Raw genomic sequence first — 15039 nt, 5'->3', positions numbered from 1 at the left:
TGCAAAGATAAATTCCATATTACGAATTAAGCCTGACGACGAGCAAAAACGCTGTTAGGGTGGGGAGTTAGTTACATCTTCTTACGCTTAGCCAACCTTATAATTGCCCCTCTCCCAACGGGTGCAATCCGCGAAAAATCCCCGCTTCCTCCACCAGCCAGTCATGCACCGCGCGTACGCCCGGATGGCTCAGCGCGCCCGGCGCATACAGCAGCACGTAGCGTTTGTGGTTCGGCACCGCGAGGCCGAACGGTACGATCAAAGTGCCACGCTCCAGTTCGTCATTGAGCAAGGTTCGCCGTGCAATCGCCACGCCCATGCCGGCAATGGCGGCCTCGATGGTCAGGTGATTGCGGTTGAACGTGTGCCCACGCCGTACATCGGCGTGGTGGTAACCGATGGCATTCAAGTAAAACTCCCACTCAGCGTATTCATAACTCCCACGCCAGGCGGTGATGTCGTGCAACAGCGGAAAATGCACCAGGTCGGCCGGGCCATGCAGTGGCGGACGCCCACGCAGCAAGCTGGGTGCGCACACCGGGAAAATCTGCTCATCGAGCAAGGCTGTGGATAACAGCCCGGGATAGCTGCCGTCGTTCAAGTCGATGGCCAAGTCGAAATCGCCCTCATGCAGGGCGACGCTGCTGTCTTCCGCGACCATGCGCAGTTGAATATCCGGAAACCGTTGCTGCAGACGCGGCAAACGCGGGGTCAGCCACTTACCGAGAAACGACGGGATGGACCGCAAGCGCAAGGTGCCGCTGATCATTCCCGCGTCCAACCGCTGCAACTCGGCATCAATGCTGCCGTAGGCCTCGCCCACCGTCGCCGCCAGCCGCTGCCCCTCGGCGCTCAGCTCTACGCCGCGCGCGCGTCGGTGAAACAGACGAAACCCCAAACGCTCTTCCAACTGGCGGATCTGTTGGCTCACCGCCCCCGGTGTGATGTGCAGTTCTTCGGCGCATCGGGTGAACGACAAATGCCGCGCCGCACAGGAAAAAACGTGCAACCAGACATACGTCTGGCCATGAAGGGGCCGGGTCATAGGGTTTAGTCCTGCTAAAGGGTGTCTTAGGATAATTCGTTGGTCAGTGCCGTTCCAGAGGCTCAGTATCGCGCCAATTCCGCTCGTCCTACAAAACATGGCAGCGATTCCTACTCCATTGCTTGTAAGGCTTTAGCATGGCTATCAGCGTTTTCGATCTATTCAAGGTGGGCATCGGCCCCTCCAGCTCCCATACCGTCGGCCCGATGCGGGCGGCGGCGACCTTTGCCCAGGCCCTCACCGACCAACAATTGTTGAGCCAAACACGCCGTGTCGAGGTGCGCCTGTACGGTTCGCTGTCTGCCACCGGTGTCGGCCACGCCACCGACCGCGCCTGCGTGATGGGGCTGATGGGCGAATGGCCAGACAAAGTCGATCCCACCTCGATCAATGCACGTATCCAGCAATTGCGCGAAACCGGCCAACTGCTGCTCGCAGGTAAGCAGGCCATCGCCTTCAACTGGCACACCGACCTCCTGCTGCTGGAAGAAAGCCTGCCCTACCACCCCAACGCCATGTCCCTGCACGCCTATGGCGACAACGGCCTACTGAGCGAACAGACCTATTACTCGGTGGGCGGTGGTTTCATCATCGAAGCGGCCGAAGCCGCTTCCGGCATTGCGCCGACCAGCGATGTTGAATTGCCCTACGACTTTTCCAGCGCCGTCGAACTGCTGGCCTTGTGCAACAAGCACGGTCTGCGGGTTTCCGAACTGATGATGGCCAACGAACGCGCGTGGCGCAGCGATGAGGACATCCGCAGCGGCCTGCTGCACATCTGGTCAGTCATGCGCGAATGCGTGGAGCAAGGCCTGCGCGATGAGGGCATCTTGCCGGGTGGCCTGGACGTGCCACGCCGCGCGGCGAAATTGCACCGCAGCCTGTTGGAAATCGGCAAGCCGAATGTCATCACTTCAACATTGTCGGCGATGGAATGGGTCAACCTGTTTGCCCTCGCCGTCAACGAAGAAAACGCCGCTGGCGGGCGCATGGTCACTGCGCCAACCAATGGCGCGGCGGGGATCATCCCGGCGGTGCTGCATTACTACATGAAGTTCAACGCCGACGCGTCTGATGACGATGTAGTCAATTTCTTCCTGGCTGCCGCCGCCGTCGGCATCCTCTGCAAGAAAAACGCTTCGATCTCCGGCGCCGAAGTCGGCTGCCAGGGCGAAGTGGGTTCCGCCTGCGCGATGGCCGCTGCAGGTTTGGCCGATATCCTCGGCGCCACCCCGGAGCAGCTGGAAAACGCCGCCGAAATCGGCCTGGAACACAACCTCGGCCTGACCTGCGACCCGGTCGGCGGGCTGGTGCAAGTGCCGTGCATCGAGCGCAACGCCATCGCCGCGGTCAAGGCAATCAATGCCACGCAAATGGCCCTGCGCGGTGACGGCAAACACTTCATTTCCCTCGACCGGGTGATCCGCACCATGCGCGACACCGGCGCCGACATGCATGACAAATACAAAGAAACTTCACGGGGCGGCCTGGCGGTCAGCTGGGTGGAGTGCTGATCGGAGCACTGCAACCCGTCCTAAACGTGAGCCCGCGCAAAAATAATAACGAGGCAATATCGATGACCGATGTACGTACACCTGCTGCTGAAAATCCCGCTGTCGCAATAGAGACCACCGTTACCAAAGGCTGGACCAAACACGACACCACCTGGATGCTGGGTCTCTACGGCACCGCCATCGGCGCGGGCACCTTGTTTCTGCCGATCAATGCTGGCGTCGGCGGCTTCTGGCCGCTGATCGTGCTGGCGCTGCTGGCTTTCCCGATGACCTTCTTCGCTCACCGTGGGCTGACGCGCTTTGTGCTGTCAGGCAAATCCGGCGACATCACCGACGTAGTCGAGGAACACTTCGGCGTCGGCGCCGGCAAGCTGATCACCTTGCTGTACTTCTTCGCCATCTTCCCGATTTTGCTGGTGTACAGCGTGGCGCTGACCAACACCCTGAGCAGCTTCATGGAGCACCAGCTGCACATGGCCCCGCCGCCTCGGGCGATCCTCTCGCTGGTGCTGATCCTCGGCCTGATGGCCATTGTGCGCTGCGGCCAAGGCGTGATCGTCAAAGCCATGAGCGTGCTGGTGTACCCCTTCGTCGCTGCCCTGCTGTTGCTGGCCGTGAGCCTGATCCCCAACTGGAACGGCGCATTCTTCGCCTCCGCCAGCGAAGGCATGCCGCTGCCGATATTCTTCAAGACCCTATGGCTGGCGATCCCGGTGATGGTGTTTTCCTTCAACCATTCGCCGATCATTTCCGCCTTCGCTGTCGACCAGAAACGTGTGTACGGCGCCCAGGCCGAGCGCAAGAGCAGCGGCATCCTCGCCACTGCGCACGGCATGATGGTGCTGACCGTAATGTTTTTCTGCTTCAGTTGCGTGCTGGCCTTGTCGCCCGCTGACCTGGCGGCTGCCAAAGCGCAGAACATCTCGATCCTGTCGTACCTGGCAAACCATTTCCAGACGCCGGTGATCGCCTACGCCGCGCCGTTGATCGCGCTGGTGGCGATCACCAAATCATTCCTCGGCCATTACATCGGTGCCAGCGAAGGCTTCCAGGGCTTGATCGTCAAATCCCTGCGCGGGCGTAACCGTACGCTGTCGTCCAAAGGGCTGGAACGCTGCACCGCGCTGTTCATGGTGCTCACCTGCTGGGCCGTGGCCACGTTCAACCCGAGCATTTTGGGCATGATCGAAACCCTGGGCGGACCAATCATCGCGTGCCTGCTGTTCCTGATGCCGATGTATGCGATCCGCCGCGTGCCTGCTCTGCGCCAGTATTCGGGCCAAGTGTCGAATGTGTTTGTAGTGGTTATCGGGCTGATTGCGCTGTCTGCGATCGTTTTCTCTGTGTTGCCCTGAAACAAAGCACTGACTTCAAGAACCACACAAAACAAATGTGGGAGCGGGCTTGCTCGCGAATACGGTGTATCAGCCAATAGATACTTGGCGGGAGGACCGCATTCGCGAGCAAGCCCGCTCCCACATTGAGATTTCACTGGCTCTGGGCGCTATACGGCACGGCCCTTGCTGTACAGCTCTTGAGGAAAACGGACCTTGTGAAAACCTCAGCGACGGAGTGGCCGGTGGTCAGGCAACGCGAACTAATCCAGACACCGGTCGTCAATGACTGCATGTTCTTATCAGGCGGTAACGCACCATGGACAATCCTTTTCAGATCATCACCGACACCTTTACGCCCAAATACCGCGTCAACCTGAGCATCCAACGGCTGGATGGCAGCATCATGCTCACCCTCTCGAACGAAGATGGCGTGGTCGCCAAACGCATGATCAGCGCCGAACAGCGCAACGACCCGCAACGGCTCAAACGGCTGGTGCAAAGCATTCAGTTCGGCATCGCCATCGAGCAGGGCCACAGCGCCATGGAGATTCTGACGGTGATGACGGACGGCGACCACAAACTGCTGCAGCAACCGCCCGCTCGCGCCCTGCCCTTCAGCGTCGGGCTTTAAAGCTCGCCCTTCTCGGTTTCCAGGCTCGCCTCGCCTTTGCGACGCGGGCCTTCGACTTTCACCGAAGGAAATGCCGACGAGGCGTAGCGCACCACCAGGATCGAGAATGCCAACAGCAGAATCCCGCCGCACAGGTAGATGATGCCGATGTCCGGCGGGTTGTGGTGGGAAACGTTGGAGATCAGCAGGCGCGTGAGCGCGGTGATTGCCACGTAGATCAGGAAGCGCACCGGCATGTGGTTGGTCTTGAAATAAATCCCGACCATGGCACCCAATTCCAGGTAGATGAACAGCAGCAAAATGTCATCGATCTTGATGTTCCCGGTTTCCAGCATTCCCAGAAACTCCATCACCGCCGCCCACGCGGTCACCGCACCAATGGCGAACAGCGCCAGGTAGTGGAATGTCTCGACAAACAAATTACCCAGCGACTCAGCCAGCCCATGGACGTTCTGGCGCAGTTTTTCGGCCCAGTTGATTTTCACGATAATGCTTCCTTAGGTCGGCTCGACCGGATAATGCGATTTGGACGTGACGGTTGTTCTGCATGCAGAAAAAAGGCCAGACAGTAGAAGTTGAGATGGTGGCCGCGTGATATGAGACACAAGGTCGTCACAGGTAAGGCGCCAGCCTCGACTACGTGCGCCTCGCGGCAGTGCTCAATGCCTATTTCCCGACTACATTAAAAAACTGCTACCCAAACCCCGTGGTTTGGCTTACCCTTTTCGCTGTATATAAATACAGTAGTCGCAAAAGACAACTATCGTGAAGGCATGTGAGGTGGTGAATGGCCGTCGAAGTGGTATACCGCAGCAGCCGAGATCTGGAGCGTTTGTTCATGGATAAAGCCGAAGCTGACCGTCATGACAAAATGCTTGAACTCGCTGAGTTGCTGGCAGAAGTGTTGCAAAAAGCCGTGCCGTCCCTGAGCGAGCAGCAGGTGGAAGAAGCCGGGATCTACATGGCGAAGAATCGCGATGTATTTGCCAAGGCGTTCAAGAGCCAACCGGACGCATTGTCCGAGTTGCTGAACCCAACGGCGGAATAAAGCCCGAATTGAACAGGCCCTGAATCCTTGATTCAGGGCCTTTTTAATGCCCGATTATGGGTAGAGCAAGCGTTCGGCCAGATCATCTGCCACCCGGGCGGGCGAGCGTTTTTCGGCTTGGGCGTGGGCGAAGATTTCCGTCAGGCGCGTGCCGATGTTCGCCAAGTGCGCGGTGATGCTCGGCAGCTCGGCGCCGCTATGTTTAAGGGCGACGTAGATCAGGCCGCCGGAATTGATCACATAGTCCGGCGCGTAAAGGATGCCGCGCCCTTCCAACTGGTCGGCGATGTCCAGGGTGGTGAGTTGCGCGCTGGCCGAACCCGCCACGGCGGCGCAGCGTAACTGGCCGACACTGTGTCGATTGAACACGGCGCCGACGCCGCAAGGCGCAAGAATGTCGCAGGGCGTGCTCAGCAAGGCGTCATTGGCGATGGGGTGCGCGCCGAGCTGCTCCATGGCCAGTTGCACCTTGCCATTATCGATGTCGCTGACCAGCAGTTCGGCGCCGGCCGCATGCAGTTGCTCGGCCAGTGCATAACCCACATTGCCCAGGCCCTGGACGGCCACGCGCAAACCTTCAAGGTTGTCGCTGCCCAGCCGGGCCATGGCGGCAGCGCGGATGCCGGTGAACACGCCCATGGCCGCATGCGGCGCCGGATCGCCCGCGGCAGTGGTGCTGGTGACGAAGCGGGTGTGCTGGGCGATGCAATCCATGTCTGCCACCGAGGTGCCGCTGTCGATGGAGGTGATGAAGCGGCCGTCGAGCTTTTCGATGCAACGGCCAAACGCTTCGAACAGCGCTGCGCGGCTTTCCACGTGTACGGGGCGGATGATGACCGCCGTGCCGCCGCCCACCGGCAAACCGGCCAGGGCAGCCTTGTAGCTCATGCCTTGAGCCAGGCGCGCGGCATCGGCCACGGCACTTTCATCGTCGGGGTAAGAAAGGTAGCGACAACCGCCCAAAGCGGGGCCCAGGCGGCTGTTGTGAATGGCTATGACCGCCTTCAGCCCGGTCACCGGATCGACGCTCAGGTGCAGCGATTCAAGGCGGGTGCTGTGCATGAGAGCAAACATCGTCAAGCTCCCGAATCACTTCTGGTAGAGGCCCAAGTATAGGCTGACGGTAGGAAACTGCCGAAGTGCGCTGGAATAAGCCGAGCCAATTCACAGACCCCGCGACATAAGCAGGCCGGATATTTCTTAATCACTGGACGAAAATTCACAGCAAGGCTAAAACGGGGCATCCGCCGGAGAACGCAATGAATCCCCGCACAGCCTTTTTCGCCTGCCTGGACCGTTCACCCCCAGCGCTGTTTGAAGCCGCGCTGTGGATTGCTGCCGAACACGACCCGGCCGTACAGCCGCTGTTGATCCTGCAAGAGCTGACCCTGCTGCAACAACAGGTCAGCGTGGGCATGCCCCTGTTGCCGTCGGATGAACTCGGCCAGCCGCTGCTGCGGCGCCTGAATGACCTGGGCTTCGCTCAGGATGACTTCACCCCACTGCGCCCCGCCGCGGCCCTTCTCGACAAGGTGCTGCAACGTAAACGCGGGCAGCCGTTGGCGATGGGCCTGATTGCGCTGGAGATGGCCCGGCGCCTGGACATTCCGATGGTCGGTGTGAATTTTCCGGGGCATTTCCTGCTGCGCGTGCCTGGTGCCGATCACCTGCTGGACCCCTGCGGCGGGCGGCGTCTGTACCCCAATGATTGCCGTGAGTTGCTGCACCGCCAGTACGGCCCCAACCTCAAGTTACAGGCCGACCACTTGCTCTCCGCCGAGCCGCGCTCGATCCTGCAACGGTTGTCACGCAACCTGCGCCAACTGCACCTCTCCAACGACAACCCGCTGGCCGCCTTGATCGACGCCGAGCGCGTTCTGGAATTGGGCAACGCCAGCGCCGCCGATTATCTGGCTCGGGCCAGCCTGTACCAGCGCCTGGATTGCCCCAGCGCCGAGCGCTTCGACCTGGAGCACGCGTTGTTGCTCAGCGAAGACCCGATCCAGCGCCTGCGCCTGACCGAGCGGCTGGGGCACTTGCCGCCCAATTCAGTGGTGCATTGAACTGGTGATTGCGGCTTATATGGCTTGTCGTGGCGAGCGGGCTTGCCCCGCGTTGGGCTGCGCAGCAGCCCCAATCCCCAATCCCCAATCAATATAGTCACCGCATCTCTCCAGACAAACCGCGGTGGCAGGTTCTTGGGGCCGCTTCGCAGCCCAACGCGGGGCAAGCCCGCTCGCCACAACACGCCATCACAACATCTACCCAGCCAACACCATCAGTGCTTGGCCGGTGCTTTGAGAATATCGCTGTGGAACGGCCCCTTCGCCGCAACTGTTCCAGGCGAACGCACCTGAATGATCAACAGCGCTGCGATCACCGCCGGAATCGCGCAGAAGAAGAAAATCTGCTGCACCGGGATATGCATGGCCAACAGCATGCTGCCAAACAGCGGCCCCAGGATTGACCCAAATCGCCCCACGCCCAAAGCCCAGCCGGTGCCCGTGGCGCGCACATGTGCCGGGTAGAAATTGCTGGCGAAGGCATTGAGGGTCAGTTGCCCACCGATGATGCAGAAGCCGGCCGCAAACACACAGGCCACCAGATAACGCGGGTTATCGTGATTCAAGCCGAGCAGGATGGTGCACACCGCAGCGGCGGCCAACACGCCGGACAACAGCCGCACTTTGCTTTTCAAGCGATCGGCGAACCAGGCCATGCCGATGGCACCCAAGGTGCCGGCAAACAGGAACATCGAGGTCACCAGATTGGCTTCCTTCAATGGCAGGCCGCTTTCCAGCAACAACGACGGCAGCCAACTGATCATGAAATACAGCAGGATCAGGCTGACGAAAAAGGTTGCCCAGATCAGCACGGTCGGGCGCGCGTAACCCTTGCGAAACAGCTCCACCACCGTCAGTTTGCTGCCCTGCTCCTGAAGGTTTTCAGCTTCACTCGCCAGCGGCGGCTGCCAACCCGGCAGCATGCACGCGGTGACTGTACGCAAGCGCGCATACGGCGGTGCATCGCGTAACAGCCGCGGCAGGGATTCCGGCAACAGCCACATCAGGAAAGGAAACAGCAGCAACGGCGTCACGCCGCCCGCCAGGAACACCGCCTGCCAGCCGTAGCCTTCGATAAACCCGGCGGCGACAAAACCACCGGCTGCGCCGCCAAACGAAAAGCCACACGCGGCCAGCGTCACCATCAAGGTGCGCATCCGCGGGGGCGAATAGTCCGACATCAGCGCCATGGCACTCGGCATCGCGCCGCCCATGCCGATGCCGCAGATAAACCGCGCGGCCATCAACGTGGTCAGGGAATTGGCAAACACCATCAGCACCGTGAGAGTGGCGTAGATCAGCACGCAGCCGAGCAGGATGCGGCGCACGCCGAAGCGGTCGGCCAATGGCGTCACCAGCAGCGAGCCGAGCGTCAGGCCCAGCAGGTTGGCGCTGAACACCGGGCCGAACGCGGCTTTTTCCAGGCCCCAATCCTTGGCCAATGCCGGCACCACATAACCCAGTACCTGGGCATCGTAGCCATCGGTGACCAGCAGCAACGCCAGCAACACGAGGATCAACCACTGATAGCGCGACACCGGACGGGCGTCGAGTGCCGCACGAAAGCTGGCAATCTGATTGTGCATCGCAAGGTACCTATTATTTTTATAAGGGTGACGCTGATCAACTGGCGGCGCTGGCTTGCCTGCGATGACGGCCTGTCATGTGCGCCATCACTGGCTGACACTGCGCTATCGCAGGCAAGCCCGCTCCCCCATTGATTTAGGGTGTGTCCGGGGTATCGGGTTGGTTAGCCGGGTGCGCCTGCACAAATGCCGGATGCTGCGCCGCCAACGCCGCCACGCGCGCAATGCGTGGGTACGCCGCCAGCGGCACTTTGAAGCGCTCCGCCGCATACAACTGCGGAATCAAAAATGCATCCGCCATCCCCGGCTGCTCGCCAAAACAAAACCCTTTATCCCCAATCAACTGCTCCACCGCGCCCAGGCCCTGGCTGATCCAATGCCCGATCCACTCCAGCAATTGCGCTTCATCATGCCCCCACTTGCGCAATAGGTTCTGGGTACTGGAGTTGTGCAGCGGGTGAATATCGCAGCCGATGATAGACGCCACTGCGCGCTCATGGGCGCGCGTCGCCAGGTCTTTGGAAAGCAGCGGCGCCTGTGGATAACGCTCCTCCAGGTACTCGATGATTGCCGGCGACTGAATCAACAGTTCGCCTTCGTCCGTGCGCAACGCCGGCACGCGGCCCTGCGGGTTGATCGCCAGGTAGTCCGGCTGGCGATTGGCACCGCCCGGCGGCACCAGCAAATTGACCGGCACCGCGGTGACGTCCAGCCCCTTGAGCGCCAGGGCGATCCGCACGCGGTATGACGAGGTGGAGCGGTAGTAAGTGTAGAGTTCCATCGCCCTGCCCTCTTAACGCGCCGCGACGACGGTGCCACGGCACTCGCCGAACCCGATGGAGGCAAACCCTTCGCGGCTGCAACGCGCGCGCAGGATGATTTCGTCGCCGTCTTCGAGAAACTTACGGACCTCGCCCGAGGCCAGTTCAATCGGCTTTTTACCGCCTTCGGTAATCTCCAGCAGGCTGCCGAACTGCCCCGGCTGCGGCCCAGACAATGTGCCCGAACCAAACAGATCACCGGCCTGCAACTGGCAGCCGTTGACGCTGTGGTGCGCAACCATTTGCGCCACAGTCCAGTACATGTGCTGGGTGTTGCTCAGGGTCAGACGATGGGCCGGCAGGTTTTGCTCGCGCATCGCGGCGGTGGTCAGCAGCACTTCCAGTTCGATGTCGAAACCGCCTGCGGCCTGGTCACGCTTATCCAGCAGGTACGGCAGCGGTTGCGGATCGCCCTCGGGGCGTGCCGGTTGGGCTTTGCGGAACGGCTCCAAGGCTTCGGCCGTCACCACCCAGGGCGAAATGCTGGTGATGAAACTTTTCGACAGGAAAGGCCCCAGTGGCTGGTATTCCCAGGCCTGGATATCGCGCGCCGACCAGTCATTGAGCAGGCAGAAACCAGCGATGTGCTCAGCCGCATCGCCAATCGCGATCGCGTCGCCCATGGCATTGCCCTGGCCGATCCAGATGCCCAGTTCCAGTTCGTAATCCAGGCGCGCGCAAGGGCCAAACGTTGGCTCGGTTTGGCCGGCCGGCAGCGTCTGGCCTTTAGGCCGACGCACCTCGGTGCCCGACGGGCGAATGGTGGAGGCACGGCCGTGATAACCGATTGGCACGTATTTATAGTTGGGCAGCAGAGGGTTGTCGGGACGGAACAATTTGCCAACGTTCTGCGCGTGTTCGATGCCGACGTAAAAGTCGGTGTAATCATTGATTTTTGCCGGCAAGTGCATCTGGCAATCAGCGGCGAAGTGCAGCACCTGCGCCTCACGGGTTTGCAGTTTGCTGCCTTCGGCAAGCAGCTCCAGCAGGCGTTCGCGCAAGGCCAAACGCGGGCCACGGCCAAGCTCGAAGAACGCATTCAACTGGCCGCCGACAGTCGCCTCGACCGCGCGGCGGGCTTCGCCGTCAAACTCATCCAGGGCCGCGTGCAGGTCGAGAATGCAGTCGCCAATCGCCACGCCGCTGCGCGGTGCCGAGCCATTGATACTGAACACGCCCAGCGGCAGGTTCTGCAGGGGAAAGTCCTGGTGACCGTTGGCGGAGGCCACCCAACTGCGGGCTAGGGTTGGTTGAGTCATGGGTTATCTCCGGTTCGGGTTGAAGGTGGCAGGCAGTGAGGCCCAGCACGCGTCGTAAGCGGGTTGCAGTTGCGGGCATTCCAGGGCGAACTGTGTGGGGCGAAGCACCTGGCTGGTCTCGAACATGAAGGCCATGGTGTTATCAATCTTGTGCGGCGCCAGCTCGACATTGATCGCCTTGGTGCAGGTTTCACCGTCCGGGCCGTGCGCGCTCATGCAGCTGTGCAGCGAGGCGCCGCCGGGCAGGAAGCCTTCGGCCTTGGCGTCGTAGGCGCCCTGGATCAGGCCCATGTATTCGTTCATCAGGTTGCGGTGGAACCACGGCGGCCGGAAGGTGTTCTCGGCCACCATCCAGCGCGGCGGGAAGATGACGAAGTCGAGGTTGGCCAGGCCGTGCACGCTGGTGGGCGAGGTCAATACGGTAAAAATCGACGGGTCCGGATGATCGAAGCTCACGGTACCAATGGTGTTGAAACGGCGCAGGTCGTATTTGTACGGCACGTTATTGCCGTGCCAGGCGACCACGTTGAGCGGTGAGTGATCGAGTTCGCAGCCCCACAGCTCGCCGAGAAATTTCTGCACCAGCGCTGTCGGCTTTTTGAGGTCTTCGTAGTGGGCAACTGGTGTGAGGAAGTCACGCGGGTTGGCCAGGCCGTTGCTGCCAATCGGGCCAAGGTCGGGCAGGCGCAGCGGCGCGCCATGGTTTTCCGCGATGTAGCCGCGTGCATGCGCGTCCAGCAGTTCGACGCGAAATTTCAGGCCCCGCGGCAGTACGACAATTTCCAACGGCTCCACGTCCAGCATGCCCAATTCGGTGGCGATGCGCAGGCGACCCTGCTCGGGGACGATCAACAGTTCGCCGTCGGCGTTGAAGAACACGCGCTCCATCGAGCGATTGGCGCGGTAGGTGTAGATGCTGATGCCAGACGGCTGCTGCGACCCGGCGTTGGCGACCATGCCCACCAGGCCGTCGATGAAATCGGTGGGCTCACTCGGAATATCCAGAGGGTTCCAGCGCAAGCGGTTGGGCGTCACTGCGCCCAACCGCCCACCGGCCAACTGCCGCTCAAGCTTGACGAACGCCGGGTGATTGGCCGACGGCTGAATGCGGTACAGCCAGGTGCGGCGGGCTTCGCTGCGCGCCATGGTAAAGGCTGTGCCGGAGAACAGTTCGGTGTACAGGCCGTACGGGGCTTTTTGCGGGGAGTTCTGGCCAATGGGCAGCGCGCCAGGCAGGGCTTCGCTGGCGAATTGATTGCCAAAGCCCGATTGGTATTCGAGGTTCATGGAGCATCCTCTGAGCGGAAGTTGTTTTTATCGTAATCCAGTTACGCATAACGTAATTTGATCACTGTCGACCGTCAAGCTATAAAGACGCCCATTCCCCCTCTCGGATTCTCGCTCCTCCATGGAAAAGCCCCGCGACACCGGTAAACAGAAAGTCCGCTCGGCCGAAGTGGGCACTGATATTCTCAAGGCTCTCGCCGAACTGTCGCCGGCCACGTCGCTGTCGCGCCTGGCCGAGCATGTGCAGATGCCGGCGAGCAAGGTTCACCGTTATTTACAGGCGCTGATCGCCTCGGGTTTTGCTGAACAGAACACCGCCACCAACCATTACGGCCTGGGTCGCGAGGCGTTGCGTGTGGGGCTGGCCGCGCTGGGCAGCATGGATGTGCTGAAAGTCGGCGCCCTGCCCCTGGCGGAACTGCGCGATGAATTGAATGAAACCTGCTTTCTGGCGGTGTGGGGCAACCAGGGCGCGACCGTGGTGCACATCGAGCCGGCGGTGCGCGCGATCACGGTGGTGACGCAGCTGGGTTCGGTGTTGCCGCTGCTCAGCTCGTCCACCGGGCTGGTGTTCAGCGCTTACCTGCCATCGCGGGAAACCGTGGAATTGCGCGAACGCGAGATCCAGGCGGGTATCGCCCATGCGTTGGCGGACGATCAGGCTTACGCCACCGCGTGCGAGCAGATCCGCAGCCGTGGCCTGCACTTTGTGCACGGTTTGCTGATGCCCGGCGTCGACGCGTTGTCGGCACCGGTGTTCAACGCGGTCGGCCAGGTAGCGGCGGTGATGACCGTGGTCGGCCCGACCTCACTGTTCCACGCCGATGAAGATGGCCCGGCGGCGCAGCGCTTGCTGGCGGCGACCCGGGCCGTGAGTTGGCGGATGGGCTATCAGCCCTGAATCAATCGTCCCAGCGAGACAGGGCCACGGCCACGCGGTTCTCCAGCGCCTTGACCTGCGCGCCGGCCACCACGTAGTTATTGCTCAGCATCGAGAACACCAACGTGCGCCCATGGGCGTCGTTGAGGTAGCCGCTTAATGACGAGACGCCGCCCATGGAGCCGGTTTTGGCATGCAGGTTGTTTTCAGCAGGCGTGCCGCGCAGGCGATAGCTCAGGCTGCCGCCGGTCATGCGGTCAGTGTTGCCGGCAATCGGCAGCGCGTTGTACCAGGCGTTGAACCACGGCTGTTTGCGCGCGGCCAGCAGCAGGTCGGTGAGGGTTTGCGACGACACCAGGTTCTGCCGTGACAGCCCGGAGCCGTCGACCTGGCGCAGTGCCGTGGTGTCCAGGCCCTGGCGCTTGAGGAAACCGGCGACGGCCACCACACCCGCCGCCGCCGTGCCGCTATTGGCGGTCTGACGGCCCATGGCCTTGAGCAAGGCTTCGGACATGTTGTTGTTCGAGAGTTTGAGCAGCGGCGTGATCAATTCCTGTAACGGCGCCGATTGATGCTCGGCCAGCACGGTCGCCGCAACCGGGCTTGCACCGCCCACCACCCGCCGCCCGAGCACCGTGATGCCCTGCTGCGCCAATGCGTGTTCAAACAGGTTGGCCACCAGTTGCGTCGGCTCCCAGACACTGACCAGCTGCGGGCTCTGCCTGCCCGGCGCCACCGCGCCGCTGAGCTGCAGAAGATTGGTGCCATGGCGGCGGTTGATGCCATACGTATTGCCCGGCCCACTGACGGCGCGGTTGCTCAGTTGCAGGTAGTCGGTGGGCGGAAAGATCTCGACACTCACCGGTTGGCCGACACGCGCCGGCGCCTTGGCCGTGACCAGCACGCTGCCCGCATCAAAATCCGCATTGGGTGACACGGTCAGCGCCGAAATCTGTGCGCCATAGTAGGTGGTCTCATCATCGTGGGACCAATCGACACCGAGCCGCTCGGCGTCAAACCAGGTGTCGTCAAACACCAGATCGCCCTGGACCTGACGCACGCCCTGGCTGGCCAACTGCGCGGCCAGGGCCTGATAGTCGGCGAATTGGATCGTCGGGTCGCCGAGACCACGCAGGTACAGATTGCCAGTCAGGCGATCGCCCTGGCGTATGCCGTTGCTCAGCAGTTGCGTGGAGAACCGGTATTGCGGGCCCAGCACGTCCATCGCCGCCGCCGTGGTCAGCAGCTTGAGATTGGACGCGGGGACCAGACGCGTGCGCGGGTTGTGCTGATAAAGCGTGGCGCCACTGCGCGCGTCACGCACCGTCAGTGAAACCGTGGCGCCGTGCAGCGCCGGGTCGGCCAGCAGTTGGTTCAGGGTCGCCTGGGTGGAGGTCTGCGAAACGCTCGCGCAGCCGCCCAGCAAGAAGCTCAAGCCAACCAGCATCGCGCTGGTGTGTATCCATCTGCCCAAGTGCATCAGTAGCGTTTTCCCGCAAAGTTCTCAGTGGCGGCAACGCTACCAGCTCAATGCCGTTGTGGCGAGCGGGGCTGTCGTGGCCAGTGGG

14 protein-coding genes are annotated in these 15039 nt (G+C 61.6%); 6 read left to right on the top strand and 8 right to left on the bottom strand.

Annotated features, from left to right (window positions below; translation table 11 throughout):
- Positions 1–97: 97 nt before the first annotated feature.
- Entirely contained in the window at positions 98–1045 is a 948-nt protein-coding gene (locus AACW30_RS06700) for a LysR substrate-binding domain-containing protein (protein ID WP_179678153.1), read from the bottom strand.
- A 137-nt stretch (positions 1046–1182) separates the two neighbouring features.
- On the opposite strand from AACW30_RS06700, the gene AACW30_RS06695 reads away from it, so the two are divergent.
- The 3 genes from AACW30_RS06695 (at position 1183) to AACW30_RS06685 (ending at position 4527) form a co-directional block, all read left to right on the top strand.
- Positions 1183–2559, top strand: coding sequence for an L-serine ammonia-lyase (locus AACW30_RS06695; protein WP_119738496.1), 1377 nt, complete (start codon positions 1183–1185; stop codon positions 2557–2559).
- 62 nt (positions 2560–2621) lie between these two features.
- A complete protein-coding gene (locus tag AACW30_RS06690; protein ID WP_119738494.1) occupies positions 2622–3914 on the top strand; it encodes a serine/threonine transporter in 1293 nt (430 codons plus the stop codon).
- 298 nt (positions 3915–4212) lie between these two features.
- Positions 4213–4527, top strand: coding sequence for a DUF3509 domain-containing protein (locus AACW30_RS06685; RefSeq protein ID WP_106579491.1), 315 nt, complete (start codon positions 4213–4215; stop codon positions 4525–4527).
- Here AACW30_RS06685 and AACW30_RS06680 read toward each other — a convergent pair.
- Positions 4524–5012 (bottom strand): phosphate-starvation-inducible protein PsiE, encoded by a 489-nt coding sequence (locus AACW30_RS06680; RefSeq protein WP_200624551.1) that lies wholly within the window; start codon positions 5010–5012, stop codon positions 4524–4526. The genes AACW30_RS06685 and AACW30_RS06680 overlap by 4 nt on opposite strands.
- Positions 5013–5314: 302 nt before the next feature.
- Here AACW30_RS06680 and AACW30_RS06675 point away from each other — a divergent pair, with 302 nt between their 5' ends.
- Entirely contained in the window at positions 5315–5575 is a 261-nt protein-coding gene (locus AACW30_RS06675; protein WP_016974596.1) for a YebG family protein, read from the top strand.
- Between the two features lie 54 nt (positions 5576–5629).
- Here AACW30_RS06675 and AACW30_RS06670 read toward each other — a convergent pair whose 3' ends face one another.
- On the bottom strand, positions 5630–6649 hold the full coding sequence (locus AACW30_RS06670) for a Glu/Leu/Phe/Val dehydrogenase family protein (protein WP_200624550.1): 1020 nt from the start codon (positions 6647–6649) through the stop codon (positions 5630–5632).
- 185 nt (positions 6650–6834) lie between these two features.
- Here AACW30_RS06670 and AACW30_RS06665 point away from each other — a divergent pair, with 185 nt between their 5' ends.
- The gene (locus AACW30_RS06665; RefSeq protein ID WP_200624549.1) at positions 6835–7638 is read left to right on the top strand and encodes a SirB1 family protein; all 804 of its coding nucleotides are present in this window, start codon (positions 6835–6837) and stop codon (positions 7636–7638) included.
- A gap of 215 nt (positions 7639–7853) precedes the next feature.
- On the opposite strand, the gene AACW30_RS06660 is transcribed toward AACW30_RS06665, so the two are convergent.
- The 4 genes from AACW30_RS06660 to hmgA all read right to left on the bottom strand — a co-directional run bounded on the left by AACW30_RS06660 (position 7854) and on the right by hmgA (position 12591).
- Positions 7854–9224, bottom strand: coding sequence for an MFS transporter (locus tag AACW30_RS06660; RefSeq protein ID WP_200624548.1), 1371 nt, complete (start codon positions 9222–9224; stop codon positions 7854–7856).
- A gap of 136 nt (positions 9225–9360) precedes the next feature.
- Positions 9361–10005 (bottom strand): maleylacetoacetate isomerase, encoded by a 645-nt coding sequence (gene maiA / locus AACW30_RS06655; RefSeq protein WP_169368279.1) that lies wholly within the window; start codon positions 10003–10005, stop codon positions 9361–9363.
- Between the two features lie 12 nt (positions 10006–10017).
- On the bottom strand, positions 10018–11304 hold the full coding sequence (fahA, locus tag AACW30_RS06650) for a fumarylacetoacetase (protein WP_169368278.1): 1287 nt from the start codon (positions 11302–11304) through the stop codon (positions 10018–10020).
- 3 nt (positions 11305–11307) lie between these two features.
- Positions 11308–12591, bottom strand: a complete 1284-nt coding sequence (gene hmgA, locus AACW30_RS06645) for a homogentisate 1,2-dioxygenase (protein ID WP_200624547.1) — start codon at positions 12589–12591, stop codon at positions 11308–11310.
- Positions 12592–12712: 121 nt separating this feature from the next.
- Here hmgA and AACW30_RS06640 point away from each other — a divergent pair, with 121 nt between their 5' ends.
- Positions 12713–13492, top strand: a complete 780-nt coding sequence (locus AACW30_RS06640) for an IclR family transcriptional regulator (protein ID WP_106579499.1) — start codon at positions 12713–12715, stop codon at positions 13490–13492.
- Position 13493: 1 nt separating this feature from the next.
- On the opposite strand, the gene dacB is transcribed toward AACW30_RS06640, so the two are convergent.
- Entirely contained in the window at positions 13494–14951 is a 1458-nt protein-coding gene (gene dacB, locus AACW30_RS06635) for a D-alanyl-D-alanine carboxypeptidase/D-alanyl-D-alanine endopeptidase (protein ID WP_200624546.1), read from the bottom strand.
- Positions 14952–15039: the final 88 nt, after the last annotated feature.

It is taken from the genome of Pseudomonas sp. MF6747 (assembly GCF_963890955.1).
GTDB lineage: Bacteria > Pseudomonadota > Gammaproteobacteria > Pseudomonadales > Pseudomonadaceae > Aquipseudomonas.
The sequence above is the reverse complement of the archived record's forward strand: the minus strand, read 5'-3'. Positions and strand labels throughout refer to the sequence as shown.

What these genes read in the sequence shown, in the direction of transcription:
- dacB (WP_200624546.1), bottom strand. Translation starts at nt 14,951, where the DNA reads ATGCACTTGGGCAGATGGATACACACCAGCGCGATGCTGGTTGGCTTG.
- AACW30_RS06700 (WP_179678153.1), bottom strand. Translation starts at nt 1,045, where the DNA reads ATGACCCGGCCCCTTCATGGCCAGACGTATGTCTGGTTGCACGTTTTT.
- AACW30_RS06675 (WP_016974596.1), top strand. Translation starts at nt 5,315, where the DNA reads ATGGCCGTCGAAGTGGTATACCGCAGCAGCCGAGATCTGGAGCGTTTG.
- maiA (WP_169368279.1), bottom strand. Translation starts at nt 10,005, where the DNA reads ATGGAACTCTACACTTACTACCGCTCCACCTCGTCATACCGCGTGCGG.
- AACW30_RS06640 (WP_106579499.1), top strand. Translation starts at nt 12,713, where the DNA reads ATGGAAAAGCCCCGCGACACCGGTAAACAGAAAGTCCGCTCGGCCGAA.
- AACW30_RS06665 (WP_200624549.1), top strand. Translation starts at nt 6,835, where the DNA reads ATGAATCCCCGCACAGCCTTTTTCGCCTGCCTGGACCGTTCACCCCCA.
- fahA (WP_169368278.1), bottom strand. Translation starts at nt 11,304, where the DNA reads ATGACTCAACCAACCCTAGCCCGCAGTTGGGTGGCCTCCGCCAACGGT.
- hmgA (WP_200624547.1), bottom strand. Translation starts at nt 12,591, where the DNA reads ATGAACCTCGAATACCAATCGGGCTTTGGCAATCAATTCGCCAGCGAA.
- AACW30_RS06660 (WP_200624548.1), bottom strand. Translation starts at nt 9,224, where the DNA reads ATGCACAATCAGATTGCCAGCTTTCGTGCGGCACTCGACGCCCGTCCG.
- AACW30_RS06670 (WP_200624550.1), bottom strand. Translation starts at nt 6,649, where the DNA reads ATGTTTGCTCTCATGCACAGCACCCGCCTTGAATCGCTGCACCTGAGC.
- AACW30_RS06695 (WP_119738496.1), top strand. Translation starts at nt 1,183, where the DNA reads ATGGCTATCAGCGTTTTCGATCTATTCAAGGTGGGCATCGGCCCCTCC.
- AACW30_RS06685 (WP_106579491.1), top strand. Translation starts at nt 4,213, where the DNA reads ATGGACAATCCTTTTCAGATCATCACCGACACCTTTACGCCCAAATAC.
- AACW30_RS06690 (WP_119738494.1), top strand. Translation starts at nt 2,622, where the DNA reads ATGACCGATGTACGTACACCTGCTGCTGAAAATCCCGCTGTCGCAATA.